At 71.7% G+C, this 14,388-nt stretch carries 13 protein-coding genes and 2 pseudogenes; 9 read left to right on the plus strand and 6 right to left on the minus strand.

Translation table 11 applies throughout. From position 1 onward, the window contains the following. Positions 1 to 6: 6 nt before the first annotated feature. Complete coding sequence (locus ACFWPT_RS02345; RefSeq protein ID WP_380370936.1) at positions 7 to 309, plus strand: hypothetical protein; 303 nt, start codon at positions 7 to 9, stop codon at positions 307 to 309. A gap of 117 nt (positions 310 to 426) precedes the next feature. Here ACFWPT_RS02345 and ACFWPT_RS02350 read toward each other — a convergent pair whose 3' ends face one another. Further along, positions 427 to 795 (minus strand): hypothetical protein, encoded by a 369-nt coding sequence (locus tag ACFWPT_RS02350; protein ID WP_380478880.1) that lies wholly within the window; start codon positions 793 to 795, stop codon positions 427 to 429. A gap of 12 nt (positions 796 to 807) precedes the next feature. Here ACFWPT_RS02350 and ACFWPT_RS02355 point away from each other — a divergent pair, with 12 nt between their 5' ends. From ACFWPT_RS02355 to ACFWPT_RS02365, 3 genes are all read left to right on the plus strand, one after another. Beyond that, the gene (locus ACFWPT_RS02355; RefSeq protein WP_380478882.1) at positions 808 to 1,140 is read left to right on the plus strand and encodes an alpha/beta fold hydrolase; all 333 of its coding nucleotides are present in this window, start codon (positions 808 to 810) and stop codon (positions 1,138 to 1,140) included. A 516-nt stretch (positions 1,141 to 1,656) separates the two neighbouring features. Beyond that, positions 1,657 to 2,295: a ParA family protein gene (locus tag ACFWPT_RS02360; RefSeq protein WP_279634975.1), complete on the plus strand. Its 639-nt coding sequence runs from the start codon at positions 1,657 to 1,659 to the stop codon at positions 2,293 to 2,295. Continuing rightward, complete coding sequence (locus ACFWPT_RS02365) at positions 2,295 to 3,578, plus strand: ParB/RepB/Spo0J family partition protein (protein WP_380478884.1); 1,284 nt, start codon at positions 2,295 to 2,297, stop codon at positions 3,576 to 3,578. Before ACFWPT_RS02360 ends, ACFWPT_RS02365 begins: the two co-directional genes overlap by 1 nt. 115 nt (positions 3,579 to 3,693) lie before the next feature. Here the strand turns inward: ACFWPT_RS02365 and ACFWPT_RS02370 are convergent, their stop codons facing one another. Next, positions 3,694 to 4,374: a hypothetical protein gene (locus ACFWPT_RS02370; protein ID WP_380478886.1), complete on the minus strand. Its 681-nt coding sequence runs from the start codon at positions 4,372 to 4,374 to the stop codon at positions 3,694 to 3,696. Between the two features lie 150 nt (positions 4,375 to 4,524). Then, positions 4,525 to 4,778: pseudogene (locus tag ACFWPT_RS02375) on the minus strand (hypothetical protein); the annotation flags it as partial. Between the two features lie 306 nt (positions 4,779 to 5,084). Between ACFWPT_RS02375 and ACFWPT_RS02380 the strand changes: the two are divergent. The 4 genes from ACFWPT_RS02380 (at position 5,085) to ACFWPT_RS02395 (ending at position 8,800) form a co-directional block, all read left to right on the plus strand. Continuing rightward, a complete protein-coding gene (locus ACFWPT_RS02380) occupies positions 5,085 to 5,567 on the plus strand; it encodes a hypothetical protein (RefSeq protein WP_380478888.1) in 483 nt (160 codons plus the stop codon). Between the two features lie 263 nt (positions 5,568 to 5,830). Then, positions 5,831 to 6,058, plus strand: coding sequence for a hypothetical protein (locus ACFWPT_RS02385; protein ID WP_380370922.1), 228 nt, complete (start codon positions 5,831 to 5,833; stop codon positions 6,056 to 6,058). A gap of 232 nt (positions 6,059 to 6,290) precedes the next feature. Next, a complete protein-coding gene (locus ACFWPT_RS02390) occupies positions 6,291 to 8,096 on the plus strand; it encodes an ABC transporter ATP-binding protein (protein WP_380478890.1) in 1,806 nt (601 codons plus the stop codon). 62 nt (positions 8,097 to 8,158) lie between these two features. Beyond that, positions 8,159 to 8,800, plus strand: coding sequence for a nucleotidyltransferase domain-containing protein (locus ACFWPT_RS02395; protein ID WP_380478892.1), 642 nt, complete (start codon positions 8,159 to 8,161; stop codon positions 8,798 to 8,800). A 97-nt stretch (positions 8,801 to 8,897) separates the two neighbouring features. On the opposite strand, the gene ACFWPT_RS02400 is transcribed toward ACFWPT_RS02395, so the two are convergent. Both ACFWPT_RS02400 and ACFWPT_RS02405 read right to left on the minus strand, forming a co-directional pair. Beyond that, entirely contained in the window at positions 8,898 to 9,470 is a 573-nt protein-coding gene (locus tag ACFWPT_RS02400; protein ID WP_331744967.1) for a dihydrofolate reductase family protein, read from the minus strand. Between the two features lie 146 nt (positions 9,471 to 9,616). Beyond that, positions 9,617 to 9,834, minus strand: a pseudogene (locus ACFWPT_RS02405) (hypothetical protein); the annotation flags it as partial. 249 nt (positions 9,835 to 10,083) lie between these two features. Between ACFWPT_RS02405 and ACFWPT_RS02410 the strand changes: the two are divergent. Continuing rightward, positions 10,084 to 12,222: a HelD family protein gene (locus tag ACFWPT_RS02410; protein WP_380478894.1), complete on the plus strand. Its 2,139-nt coding sequence runs from the start codon at positions 10,084 to 10,086 to the stop codon at positions 12,220 to 12,222. A gap of 81 nt (positions 12,223 to 12,303) precedes the next feature. On the opposite strand, the gene ACFWPT_RS02415 is transcribed toward ACFWPT_RS02410, so the two are convergent. Then, positions 12,304 to 14,322 (minus strand): BTAD domain-containing putative transcriptional regulator, encoded by a 2,019-nt coding sequence (locus tag ACFWPT_RS02415; RefSeq protein WP_380478896.1) that lies wholly within the window; start codon positions 14,320 to 14,322, stop codon positions 12,304 to 12,306. Between the last annotated feature and the right edge of the window lie 66 nt (positions 14,323 to 14,388).

A 14,388-nucleotide genomic window follows, 5' to 3' on the forward strand; every position in this document is an offset into this window, starting at 1 on the left:
TCTTCCATGGGAAGCAACAGGAAGCCATTCTGGCGCACGCTCGGAACTCCGAAGACGCTCGCCCTGTACCGCACGCCCGACCGGTGGCGGTTCGCCGTGTACTTCGAAGCGCCGGGAGGGGTCGCCGACGGTTTCCTCGATCGTCCCGCACCCTCCTGCGAGGCCGAGTTGGCCCAGTTCGCTCTGCGCCTCAGGACCGAAGAGATCACCCATCGGGATCTTGAAGTCTCGTGGCAGCCCACCGATCGACCGGACTGGTGGATCGGAGTCATCACCAGGGTCGGCCCACTCCTCGATACGGATCACTGATCCGCCCTCGGCAGCCAAGTAGCGAACCCGGCCAACCTATGCCGTCACAGCACCGGTAGGGCTGCGCCAGGAGACGAGGTCGACCTCGCCCGTGACGGCGTCGGCCGTGGTGTCGAATCAGCCGTGGGCGACGTCCTCGGGCACCGACCGGGCGAGGGTGTCGGCTACCGTCGTGCAGGCGAGCCGGGCCACGGAGCGCAACTCGGCGTCGGGGGAGTCTGCCCGGCTCAGTACGGCCAGCGACTGGTTGACGGCGACGACGAATGCGGCGAGTTCGTCGAGCGTCCGGGGGTCGGCCGAGGAGTCCGCCAGTGCTGTGCGCACCCGTTGGCGCTGCACGTCGAGCAGACGGCGCACCTGCGCGCTGTTCTCCTCCTTCAGCGTCGGCGACTGCGCGGCGGACTGGGTGATGAGGCACCCTGCGGGGACCGACGGGTTGGCGATGCGGCCCAGGACGACGCCGAAGAACGCCTCGACCGCGCGCACTGGATCACCGGGGTGTGCCGCAAGCGCCTGCTCGTACTGCGTGCCGTAGATCGACGCGTAGCGGTCGAGGCACTGGCCGCCGCCGACGACGTGCAGGGCCCCGTCCTCCCCGACTGCGGCCACTACCCGGCCGAGGAGGCCCCGCAGGCGATGCTGGCCGCGCTGACCGCGTTCCTGGCCCCGTACCGGGACGGGGCGACCGCAGAAGACGCCCTCACGGCACGCGTCGGCCCCACCACCCCGACCCGCGAGGTCGACTCCGCGGACACGGCCTCGACGACCGTTGCCCAACCCGCTTCGAACGCCCGTCGGCAGGCGTCGGATACCGACCGCTGTGACCGCTGAGCCCTCTCTTCTGACTGACCCCCATGCTTGTGGGGGAGGGGCTTCTTTCTGGCCTGCGCGGAGCAGTGATGCCTTTGCCGTTTCTTGATCAGGGCTCACGCTGCCGGATAGCGAACTGCGGTGATCTGTTGAACTGTCAGGAAACGGCAGGGAGGTGTTCCATACGCCAGGGCTGCGCGGGGGCGCACGGCTGTTCGGGTTGGCCGGTGAAGGTGAATGCGTCCTGGTAGCGGCGCCATCGCGATGCCGCTGCCCGTGCGTCACGCTCTCTTGCGATGGCGGGATTCGGGGCCGGGTCGCCGGGGATATTCGGCGGGTCCTCGGAAATCAGGGGCTCAGGGAAACGGACATTGTGCTTCATGACACGCGGGTCGTGTCGGCATCAGGCCTGATCATCTGGAATGCTGTTCCAGTCCGCCGTCACCGGCTTTGATCGGCGGGCATCCGCAGTACCGGGCAAGCGGCCCGGGAAGCCCACGGAGAGAACGGAACATCATGAAGCCATCTGTACTTGTCGTGTCCACTGACCCTCAGGGATCGGCCGTCGTCTGGGCGGAGCGGGTGGGGGACAACCTGCCCTTCGATTTCATGGCAGCGCACGACCAGGCCGATCAGCTGCTCCACCTCAAGAACACCGGTGCCAAGGTCCACGTCATCGCCAACCAGAAGGGCGGCGTCGGCAAGACCACGACCACGGTGAACCTCGCGGCGTGCACCTTCGACGTCCTCGGCGAGAAGGACGAGTACGAGCACATCTTCATCGACACGCCGGGCACCCTGGCCGATGAGGAGATCCTGCGCAGTGCTCTGGAGATAGCGGATGACGTCCTGGTCCCGATGATCACCGAGCCGTTGTGCTTCGACCCGACGGCGCGGACGATCCAGAAGGTCATCGAGCCGATGGACATCCCCTTCCGGGTCGTCATCAACAACTGGGACCCCCGGGACGGCCGCGCCGACCTGGAGGACACCGAGGCGTACATCGCCGCGAAGGGGTGGCCGCGGGCCAAGACGGTCCTGCGGCGTTACAAGATCCACTCCCGGGCGGTGGCCGAGGGAACGGTCGTCACCCAGTACAAGGAGAGCGGCACCGCCTACCGGGCCCGCGAGGACTTCTTCCGGCTGTCCCTCGAGCTCGGATACGGGGGTCGCTGATGGCCGGCCGTCGTGTTTCCTTCGCCTCGATGGCGGCCGACCCGGTCGTCGATGCCCCCGGGGTGGTCAGCAACCAGGAGACTCCGGCCCGGTGGGTCCCCACGGGGCCGGACTCTCCGGCCCGGTGGGTTCCCACCGCCAACTGCCTCCCCAACCCGCGCAACCCGCGCGACGACCTGGGCGACCTGTCGGACCTGGCGAGCATCAAGGACCGCCAGCTGCAGAGCTGCCTCGCCGTCACCCCGGACGCGTACCTCCGGCTCTGGCCGGAGGACGAGGGCCTGCTCGCTGCGGGCCCGCAGGACGTGGTCATCGTCAACGGCAACCGGCGCCGGGCCGCTGCCGCGCTGTACGGGCGCGAGCAGCTGCTCGTCGTCGTGGACGACTCGGTGGCGGACTCCAAGGCGACCCTGCTGCGCGCGGCGCTCGACGAGAACATGGCGCGCAAGGACTTCGACCCGATCGAGGAGGCCAACGCGGTCCTGCTCATCGTGGCGCAGTACGCCACCGCCAAGGAGGCCGCCGAGGCGGAGGGCTGGTCCCAGAGCTGGATCTCGCACCGCAAGAACCTGCTGAAGCTCCACCCCGAGCTGCAGCGGCAGGTGCGGGCCAAGGCGCGGGGCGAGGAGGGCGTCTCCATCAACGTCGCCCGCCGTCTGGGATCGGTCAAGGGCATCGAGGCGATGTCCCTGGCCGAGCAGACGGAGCAGCTGGAGCAGCTGCTCCAGGCCGACGCCGACGCCGTCGCGGCGAAGCGGGCGGCGAAGCTGGGGGCCCGGGCGGCGGCTCAGGCCTCCGCGGACGGGGCGACTCCTCAGCCCGCGCCGCAGCGACCCGTCGCATCCGCGAGTGGGCCTGCGGAGAGCGCGACCACGACCGCGGCTGTGACCGCGGCTGCGTCCACGGGCACCGTCACGCCGTCGCCGGTGGAACCGTCGCCGGCGGAACCGTCGGCCTCGGCTACCCGGTCGAAGCCCGCCAGTTCCGGCGCGGGTGAGAGCTCTGCTTCGGCTCCGGGCACCGAGCCTGCTTCGAGCACGGAGTCCGCTCCGAGCGCCGAGCGATTTTCCGCGGAAAATTCCGAGCCTCTCCCGATGCCGGAACAGCGAGCCGAGGCCTCCCCGGCCGAGCAGCCGTCGGCCACGCCGTCCGCGGAACTCGGCAATGTCGACTGGCACGACGTCGAGGAACTCGCCGACGCCATCTGCCGCACCCTCTCGGCCGACGAGGCCTACCGCCTCGCCGACGCCCTGGCCAACCGTCTGCTGACGACCGACAGCTGACGCGACTTCCGGTGCCCGCCCCGTCGTTCGCACGGGGCGGGCACCGGATCGGCTTCCCTCGCCGGTGCCTGCGGGAGGGAAGCGTGGACTTCTTCGGCCGTCCGAACGGTGCCGCTCACAGTCCGGCTTCGTACGTCCCGGGCGGCACGGGCGTCCCGTCGTACGGGAGATAGCACCTCATGCGGTACGACAGCAGGTGCTGTACGAGGTCGCTCGCCAGGAACGGCTCTTCCCACTCCCACTGGGCACCGCCGCGGCAGGCGGTGCAAGAGGCGTCCCGGTGGCTGCGGCACACCGCGCGGCGGGCAACGTGCTGGGTGCGCATCTGGAGTCGCCCGGACAGCCAGATCTCCGTATGGGCTCTCGCCTTCTGCGGCTTGCAGCGCAGCAGAACGCAAACCTCTTCGACGCTGAGCACCCGCAGGGCAACGCCCAGGCGGGCGTGCTGGCTGACCTGTGAGGTCGCCAGGCCGGGCAGGAGTTGCTCGGTCAGGCTCGGCTCAAGCCGCTTGATGAGCTGGTAGCTGGCTCTCTTGCTGTCCTCCCCTGCGGGGAGATCGTGGATCAGCCAGATGAGCGGGCTGTGCACCACGCTGGCCGCCTTCCGGTTCGCCCGCAGGAGGCGCGCGGCGTCCTTGAAGTCCTGGCAGGACTTCTCATCCTCAAGGTGCTCCAGGAGGTTGCGACGTGCCTCGGCGTACTTTCCGAACGGCCGGTATCCGTAGTCGACGACCTTGATCCTCGTCTCGGGAGTCGTCACCAGCTTCGCTGCTATCCAGGCCCACTCCGTCAGCATGGGACCGACCATAGCCCACGGCGGTGCTTCCGGAGGAGGCCTCGTCGCGGACCCGGGTGGTGACGGAGAGCGGTTCCGGCCGCCAGAAAGTTCGTGTGGGGAAGGTGATTTGACGCTGCGTCGACTGATGCGTTCCGCCGCGGCGTGCGGTCAGGTCTGTTCGTTCCCGGTCCACGCGCGGAGCTTTTCCGGGTTGCGGACGGCCCAGATGCGGGTGACGTGGTCGCCGCTGGTCTCGAACGCGGCGACGGTCACCGTGACGCCGGTGTGCTGGGCGACCAGGCCGGGGCGGCCGGAGTTGTTAGAGCTGCCGGAGTCCGTGCGGCGCGGATGCGCCGACGGCCCGAGGACGCCAGTTGTCGGCAGGCCGCGGGCGTCCGGTCGACGATCTCGGAGACCTCGGCGCCGCACCTCACATCTCGCGGGCCTGCGTCGTCGGACTGCCGAGTACGTGCTCGCCGCGATCTTGGCGTGGCGGCCGGGCGGCGGGCCTCCCCGCCCCATCCTGTACGCGGCGGGCTTCCTCGCACTCGCCTCGGTCCAGGTTGGCGTTGCGTCAGGCGCTGCCGGGTGCCTCTGGTGCCGACCCGCTGCGACGCACCCCGTGACGCCCGCCGAGCCTCGGGGGCCCCGCGCCGTACCGTCAGCGACCCGTCTGCGGGCTCGGGCCGGGGCGCCGCAGTGTCGGTGGTGTCTGGTACGAAGGCCCTGTGACGGAGGACGAGATCATCAAGCGGCTCATCGAGCAGAATGCCGGAGAGCGGCCTTCGCCCGCGCCTCCGGAGGCCGTGTCCGGGCTCGAAGCAGTTGTGGGGCACCCGATGCCGTCTTTGCTCAGACGGATCTATCTCGAGGTCGTCGATGGCGGATTCGGCCGCTGGGGCGGTGCCCTGTCGCTCACCGAGTACCGTGACGAACCGCCCGTACTGGAGGCGTACCTCGGGTGGCGCGAGGGCTACGGCGCGGACTATCCGACACCGGTGGTACCGCTACTGCCCTGGGGCTGCGCTATCTGGTCGCTCGTCGACTTCAGCACTCCCGAGGGGCGGATGTGGGGCTGGGACCCGAACGGCGGGTGCTTGCGCCACTCCCTCTTTCCCGAACCGTTCACCCTGTCCGAGCGGCTCACCGGCTGGCTGGACGGCCGGGAGGACTTCCCGCAGCCGTCCAACCGGGCTGACTGCTCTGAGTGAGTGGTTCGGCATGGCGGTATGGCTATGACCTGACGCGAATGATTGCTCGGGACCAATGGGTCACCCGGAAATCCGCAGACTGGTGGCGGCTCGTCACGCACGGTTTCTTGGGGGATTCTTGACCGGGAAATCGAAGCGGGCGCTCGTCGAGTTGGACAATCCGGAAAAGTCATCAAATTTTCACATTTTGCACAATCGATGCTTGTGCATTGCGGAGGTGAGGATGACGATGGACCGAGGGGGACTTCGAAAGAAGGTTGATCATGTCATTCCTCGGACAGTTCCAGTCCTTCGGGCGGTTCCGTGACGACTGGGGCGGCGGTGGTCGCGGTGGCGACTACGGCGACTTCGGCGGCGACTTCGGTGGCGACCGTGGCGGCTACGGCGGCTACGACGACTTCGGCGGCGACTTCGGTGGCGACCGTGGCGGCTACGGCGGCTACGGAGGCGACCGCGGCGGCTACGGAGGCTACGGCGGAGGCCGGTGGTAAGGATCGCTTCCCTGTGAGAGCGGGCCGGGCACGTGTGCCCGGCTTTGCCGTGTCGGCCGGGAGTGACCCCGTGCGGGCCCGCGCCGGCCGTGCGTGTGGAGACCTTCCATTTCCGGAGCAGGGCCTCTTTGATCGGGAGTTCCTCTCAATCCGGAAGTGATCTGGGCTCGGGGACGAGCGAGAAGACCGTGAGATGACGAGGAAACACAGGCTTCGGTCGGCTCTGCGACGCTTGCTCACGGTCGCCGAGACCTCCGATGTGGTCGCCGCGGCACCGCCGGTCCCGCTCCAGGCGATCTTCCGGCGGTTCTGGCCCTACACCAAGGGCGGCCGCCGATGGCTGGTGGTGCTGCTGGCCCTGGTCGCGGTGGGCCCGGCGATCGAGGCGATGGAGATCTGGCTGTTCAAGATCGTCATCGACGACATGCTCATTCCGCACCGGCTGAACCTGTTCCTGCCGATCGCCCTCGCCTATGTAGGGCTGACCCTGCTCTCCGGAGTACTGGGCTTCGCCCGCCGGGTGATCTCCACCTGGGTCAGCGAACGCTTCCTGCTCATCCTGCGGTCGGACGTGTTCCGGCACATCCAGGGCCTGTCACTGGGCTTCTTCGAGCGCCGGCGGCTCGGCGACGTGCTGTCCCGGGTGACCGGCGACGTGGACGCGGTCGAGACCTTCCTGCTCTCCGGCATCGTCAACGCGCTCGGCCAGGTGGCGCGGCTCGGCATCTACGTCGGCCTGCTGCTGGTGCTGCGCTGGGAGCTGACCCTGGTCGCGTTGGTCGCCGCGCCGCTGTTCTTCCTCACCGCCCGCCGCTTCGCCAAGCTGATCCGGGCGGCCTCGCGCGAACGCCGCCAGCGCAGCGGCTCGATCAGCGCGGTCGCCGAGGAGACGCTCGGCAACATCGCGCTCGTCCAGGCGTACAACCGCCAGGGCTGGGAGCACGCCCGATTCCAGCGCGAGAGCGTCGGCCGGTACCACGCGGCGATGGCCTCGACCAGGATCGGAGCGCTCTACGGGCCGGCGGTCGACTTCGTCGAACTGCTCGGCGGCCTGGTGGTCATGGGCCTCGGGGCCTGGGAACTCGTGCACGGCCGGCTCACCTTCGGTGGCCTCATCGTCTTCCTCACCCTGCTGAGCAGGCTCTACGGCCCGATCCAGAGCATGTCCGGACTCGGCAACACCTTCTACGCGGCCTCCGCCGCCGCCGAGCGGATCATCGAACTGCTCGACCAGCGTCCACAGGTGACCGATCCCGTCACCCCCCGGCCGCTCGGTCGCGCCCGGGGCGGCATCGAGTTCGACGACGTCACCTTCCGTTACCCGGAGGTGGAGGCGCCCGCGCTGTCGGGGGTGTCCTTCGAGGTGGCACCGGGGGCGACGCTGGCCCTGGTCGGCGCCAGCGGTGCGGGCAAGTCCACCGTCGCCAAGCTGCTGCTGCGCTTCTACGACCCGGACGACGGCGCGGTACGGCTCGACGGCCTCGACCTGCGGGACCTCGCCCTCACCGACCTGCGCGAGAACGTCGCGGTGGTGCTCCAGGAGACCCTGGTCTTCCACGGCACCGTCCGGGAGAACATCGCCTACGGGCGCCCCGAGGCGAGTGAGGCCGAGATCCTGGCGGCGGCCCGGGCGGCGGACGCCCACGAGTTCATCACCCGGCTCCCGGACGGCTACGACACCCTGGTCGGCCAGCGCGGTCGCCTGCTCTCCGGCGGCCAGCGCCAGCGCCTCGCGATCGCCCGCGCGATGGTCCGGGACGCCCCCGTCCTCATCCTCGACGAGCCCACCACGGCCCTGGACGCGGAGTCGAGCCAACGGATCATGGGCCCGCTGCGCCTGCTCATGGCCGATCGCACGACGATCATCATTTCGCACAACCTGCTGACCGTTCGCGACGCCGACCAGATCGTCCTGCTCGACCAGGGCCGGATCGTCGCCCACGGCACCCACACCGAGCTCCTCCTCCGCAGCTCCGTCTACGCGGGCCTGCACCGGTTGCACCACCCGCCGGGCGAGTCCGTGGAGGCCGTCCCCTGAGTCGTCGCCCGGGCGTACCGATCTCGGCCACGGCGCTGCAGGGCTGTTGGTAGATTCCTGGGGTGAGTGAGCAACTGCCCGGCGGTGGGGTCGAACTGTCGGCCGACGAGATTGCGGCCCTCGACGACAGGTGGTCGTCGTGCTGGACGCCGGAGGAGGTCGCGCGGCGGTTGGCGGGGGTCGGCACGCCGTGGTGTGTGGCCGCGGGGTGGGCGCTGGACCTCTTCCGGGGCGGGCAGGCGCGTGCGCACGGGGACATCGAGATCGCGATTCCGGCCGCGAGCTTTCCCGAGGTCCGCAGCCGCTTCCCCGGGTACGTCTTCGACGCGGTGGGCAGCGGCCGGATCTGGGAGGATGCCGTACCGGGGGTGCTGGCCGCCACCCATCAGACCTGGCTGCGCGATCCGGCCACCGGTGACTACCTGCTCGATGTGTTCCGCGAGCCGCACGACCGGGACGTCTGGATCTGCCGGCGCGATGAGAGGATCCGCTTTCCCTACAGCGAGATCATCCGCCACACGGCAGATGGCATCCCGTACCTGGCGCCCGAGCTGGTCCTGCTGTTCAAGGCCAAGCACCTCCGCCGGAAGGACCAGGCGGACTTCGACACGACCGTCCCGCTGATGACCCCGGCGCAGCGCGAGACCCTGGCCGAGCTGCTCGCCTGCGTCCACCCCGGGCATCCCTGGCTCGCGGACCTGTAGCCCCCGCGCCGACGGCTCGCAACGGCGGGACGTGGCCCCTGCGGCGGGGCCGGCGCCGCGCGGTGGTCGGCGCGGGGGCTTTCCGGGGCGGGGAACGTCAGCGGACGACGTCGAAGACCTGCTTCTGCAGACCGTTGGGGTAGACCTCGTGCTCGACGAGCGTCAGCTTCTGGGTGTCCTTGTCGGTGGTGCTGAACAGGCGCTTGCCCGCGCCGAGCAGGAGCGGGAAGACGAGCAGGTGGTAGCGGTCGACCAGACCGGCGTCGGAGAGGGCCTGGTTCAGGGTCGCACTGCCGTGCACGATGATCGGGCCGCCCTCGGTCCGCTTCAGCGCGGCAACCTCGTCGAGTGAGCGCAGGATCGTGGTCTCGCCCCAGTTCGACACCAGGTCGTCCTCGGTGAGGGTGGTGGAGACGACGTACTTCGGCATCACCTTGTAGTCGGCGAAGTCCGCCATGTCGGGCCACACCGAGCTGAAGGCCTCGTAGCTGACCCGGCCCAGCAGCATCGCGGTGGCCTCCTGCTGCTCCCGCCCCTTGATCTCGAAGGCCTCGGGAAGGAACTCGATGTCCTTGAAGGTCCAGCCGGAGTTCCGGTAACCGGGCTCCCCGCCCGGGCCTTCCACAACGCCGTCGAGCGAGATGAAGGCGGTGCTGATCAGGGTGCGCATCTCTGGTTCCTCGGTGTCTCGGATCTGGATTCTTCCGGGTCTGCCGACCTGGTCGGCATCGGATGCCCTGCTGCCGGCCGCCGATGTGATCAAGGTAGCCGGGCCGGTCGAACCAGGCCACCAGCCGGGGCCGCGGTGCGTTGCCGTCAGCCCCTGGGGAACTCGCCGCCGTCCACGACGAGATTGCTCCCCGTCAGCCAGCCAACCAGCCAGCCAGCCAACCAGCCGGCCAACTCGCCCGGCCGGACAGGAGGAACAGCACCGCGTCGGCGATGTCGTCGGGTTGGCCGTCGCGCCCAAGCGGGGGAGTGGTGGTGTCCTGGCCCGGCCCCGCGTCCAGGCGCGCCCACTGCTCGCGCGTCGCTAGGCGCTATAGGGGCGTCCTATGGCGTGCCGGTTCCGTCGTACGCCGTCGCCAGCCGCTCACCCTGCGGCCCCGACGTGCTCAGCGGCCACCCGTGCGTGACTATTTGGCGTTACATCAGATGTGGTGTGTGGGTTGAGAGTTGGGGAAGTGAGGCGCCGAGGGCGCAACGGCGGCGCGTTCGTCAACTTTTACTTTCCCCCGCCCGCCCCCGCATAGTGACGGCCCGAACCCGAGAGGAGGCCCGTCGTGCCGTACAGCGATGACCGTGCCGAGTGCCAGGTGCAGGCGGAAAACGTGCAGGTGGGGGCTGTGTGCGCCGAGTACGACCGGCGTCTGGAGCAGGCGCGCGCCGAACTGGCCCGTACCCTCGCCGCGCCCGCCGACGGGGCCGGGGCCGTGTACGAGCGGGACGTGGAGGCCGCGCGGTGGGCCGGGGAGGTGCGCCGCCTGGAAGGCGCCGGCCACGGGCTGGTGTTCGGCCGCCTCGACACCGCCGACGGCACCACGTTGCGGATCGGGCGCCTGGGCCTGCACACCGAGGCGGACGAACTGCCGCTGCTGGTGGACTGGCGGGCCGAGGCCGCCAGGCCCTTCTACGAGGCCACGCCCGTCCACCCGATGGGCCTGCGACGCCGGCGCCACCTGCGTCTGGACGGCCGCACCGTCGCTGCCGTCAGCGACGAACTGCTGGACGGCTCCGACCCCACCCGCGAGGACGTGATCGGCGACGGCCCGCTGCTGGAGGCCCTGTCGGCCCGGCGCACCGGACGCATGGGCGCCGCGGTCGCCACCCTCCAGGCCGAGCAGGACGCGATCGTCCGCTCCCGCCACCGGGGGGTGACGGTGGTGCAGGGCGGCCCCGGCACCGGAAAGACGGTGGTGGCCCTGCACCGCGCCGCGTACGTGCTGTACGCCTTCCCGCGCGCCGCCGAACGCGGCGTCCTCGTGCTGGGCCCCAACGCCCGCTTCCTGGACTACATCTGTCAGGTGCTGCCCTCGCTCGGCGAGAACGACGTCGCCCTGGCGACCTGCGCCGACCTCGCCCCCGCCACCCCCGGCCCGGCGGCGCCCGAGGAACCGCAGACCGCCCGCCTCAAGGGTGACCCCGCCCTCGCCGACGCCCTGGCCGCCGTGGTCCGCGCCCACCAGGCCCCGGCGGCGGACGGCCTGGCCATACGGGTCGGCCAGGAGGAGGTGCACCTGCCGCAGTCCGACCTCGCCGTCGCCGCCCGCGCCGCCACCGCCGACGGCCTCGCCCACAACCGCGCCCGCGACCTGTTCAAGGACCTGCTGGCCGACGCCCTCACCCGCGCCCTCGAACGCGACACCGCCGACACCCTCGACCAGCTCGACGCCGAGGTCGCCCAGCTCACCGGCCTCAACCTCGACCGCGTCGCCGCCGCCGATCTGCGCCGGCTCGGTCTCGACGGCTCACGTGCCCACGAGGCCGTGGGTAGCGACGATGCCGCGGGTGCTGGCGGCACCGCGGGAACCGACGGCACCTTCGACGCCGAGGCCGTTCGCGCGGCCCTGCTGGACGACCCGCACCTCGACCGCGTCCTCGACACCCACTGGCCCGCCCTCACCCCGCACGACGCCGTCCGCGCCCTGCTCACCGACCCCGCCGCCCTCGCCGCCCACCTGCCCCACCTCTCCGACGACCAGCGCGCCCGCCTGCTGCGCGCCCCTGACGCCCCGTGGACCGACGCCGACCTTCCGCTGCTGGACGAGGCCGCCGCCCTGCTCGACGGCCCCCCGCAGCGCAGTTGGGGCCACGTCGTCGTCGACGAGGCCCAGGAACTCACCGCGATGCAGTGGCGCGCCGTGCTGCGCCGCTGCCCCACCCGCTCGATGACCGTCGTCGGCGACTTCGCCCAGGCCGGCCCCGCCGCCCAGGCCCGCGACTGGCACGAGGCCCTCCACCCGCACACCGGGAGCCGCTTCGACCTGCACACCCTGACCGTCAGCTACCGCACCACGCAGGAGATCCTCGCCACCACCACCGACCTGCTCGCCCGCATCGCCCCCGGCCAGGCCCGCGCCCGCGCCATCCGCCACGGCGAACCCCCGCGCACCCTCACCGCCCCGGCCCACGGCCTCGCCGCCGCCGTCCTGGCCGAACTGCGCGCCCAGACGGCCGCCCACCCCGGCGACCTCCTCGCCGTGGTCTGCGCAGACGCCCGCCTGCCGGAGCTGGAGGCCGCCGGCCTGCCCGGACACGTCCGCCTCGTCCCCGCCTCCGAGGCGCGCGGCCTGGAGTTCGACGCCGTCCTCGTCGTCGACCCCGACCAGATCACCGCCGCCCGCCCGGCCGGCGAACGCGACCTGTACGTCGCCCTCACCCGTGCCACCCGCCGCCTGTGCGTGATCAGGACCGCGGGGTAGGCCGGGCAGGGGAGGGGGAGGGTTCGGCCCGGTAGACGGTGAGGTGCCGGCCGGGGGCGCCGGGTACCCGGGCGGCACCGCCTACCCCGCTCCGGCGCATGCCTCCGCCTCCGCCAGGTACCGCGCCACCGGGCCCAGCGTCAGCATTCCACTGGCGGCGCCGGCATGTTCCGCACGGGCACCGCGCAGGGAAGCCCCGGCGCGTGCGGCGATTCCGGGCTCGCCGAGGCGTACGGCGGCGCGGGCGGTCAGGCACCACATGGCCTCCTGCATGTGGTCACGCGCCGGTTCGGGCACCGCGGCGAGGGCGGTACGGGCCTCCTCGACCCGGTCCTGGGCCAGCAGCACGAGGGGGCGCGCCCAAGCCCGGTACGGGCCCCAGTCGAGGTGCGGGTCGGTGGGTGCGGGCCGGTCGTGCAGCAGGCGCAGCCCGAGGAGCGCGAGCGCGAACAGGCCGCGGTGCAGCCCCGGCATTCCGGCCTGCTGGAGGGCGTTCTCGGCGGCCCGGTAGTGCGCTGCGGCCGTGGCGGCGGTCGGCCCGCCCGGTTCGGTGCTGCGGGCGGCCGTGGCCCGGGCCCGGAACCACCCGGTGAGGACGGGGACGAGGGGCGCCTCGGTGGTGGCGGCGAGCCGCTCGGCGGCCTCGGCGTGCGAGGCCGCGGCGTCGAGGTCCCCGAGGGCCGAGGCGGACTGGAGGCGGACGAGTCGGCCGAGTACGGCGAAGTTCGGCAGCTCGTGCCGGGCGGCCAGATCGAGGATCTCGGCGCCGATCCCGTCCCGTACCGCCGCGAGCCCGGGGCGGGTGAAGGACTGCAGGAACACCCCGTTGAGGGCGAAGACCAGCAGGGCGGGATCGGCCAGGCCCCGCGCCAGCGCCTCCGCCTGTTGTGCCGCCTGCCGCGCGCGCCCCAGCTCGGCCGCGGACAGGTCGGCGCTGCGGCTCTCGACGGCGACCGTGGCCAGGAGGCGGGCCGACAGGTCGGCGGGGCCGTCGGTGCTGCCGGTGCTGCCGGTGCCGCCGGTGCCGAGCGCGGTGAGCGTGCGCTCGGCAGCCGCGACGACCGCGCGGGACTGCTCGGGGTCGTCGGCCCGGCTCCAGATGGCGGGCACGTCGTAGGCGCCGATGATCCGGGCGGTCAGGGAGAGGTCTCCCGTGCGTTCCGCCGCCTGAATGGCGGCGAGGCGGTCGCGTCGCGAGTGGACGAGGGCGTCGCCACCCGCCAGTGCGAGGGTGCGGGCCAGATCCACGGTGGTGCGCGGGCCGAGTCGGACGCCGGGGCCGCTCCACCCGGTACGGGCGCCTTCGAGGGTCGCGGCCCCGTTGAGGATGTCCGTCTCCAGACGCCGGAGTTCGGCGCCAGGGTCGAGTCCGAGTTGATCGACAAGCATCGCGCGGGCGCGGCGGAGGGTGGCCAGCGCGTCGGCCTGGCGGCCCGCGCGGTACAGCGCGCGGGCCAGCAGCCCCCAGGCCGGCTCACGCCACGGGTGTTCGGCGACGTGGGCGCCCAGTTCGGCGACGAGACCGGCCCCTTCGCCGGAGTCGAGGAGGAGGCGGGCGCGCAGTTCCACCCCCTCCATCCGCAATTCCTCCAGCCGGGTCCGCTCGCGCCGTGCCCATGCGGCGCCGGTCACATCGGCGTACGCGGGTCCGCGCCAGTCCTTGAGTGCCGCGCTGAGGTCGGCCACCGTGTCGGGGTTGGTCACTGTGTCGGGGCCGGTAGCTGTGTCGGGGCTGGTCACTGTGCCGGGGCGGCGCCGGGCGCGGGCCAGGGTGTCCTGGAAGCGGTGGGCGTCCACGTCCTCACGCGACAGACGCAACGCGTAGCCGGGCCCTTCGGTGACGATGACGCGCGGCGCATCGTGGGGCGGCCGGTCGGGTTCGAGGGCGCGGCGCAGCGCGGCGACGAACGTACGCAGAGCGCCCACGGCGCGGGCCGGTGGATCGGTCCACAGGTCGTCGACGAGGGTGTCGGTGGTGACCATCCGCCCCTCGGCGGCGACGAGCCGGGCGAGCACCTCCCGATGGCGGGGGCCGCCCAGGTCGATCGGGCTGCCGTCGTCGCGGAAGGCTCGCACGGCACCGAGCACGTCGATTCGCATGCCCCCATCCTCCGTGCCGGGGGTCGGCTGCGCTTGACCGTACTGATCGGCTGCTGATCGGCGCGC

Origin of the sequence: Kitasatospora sp. NPDC058478, assembly GCF_042720345.1 — a bacterium.
Taxonomy (GTDB): Bacteria; Actinomycetota; Actinomycetes; order Streptomycetales; family Streptomycetaceae; genus Kitasatospora.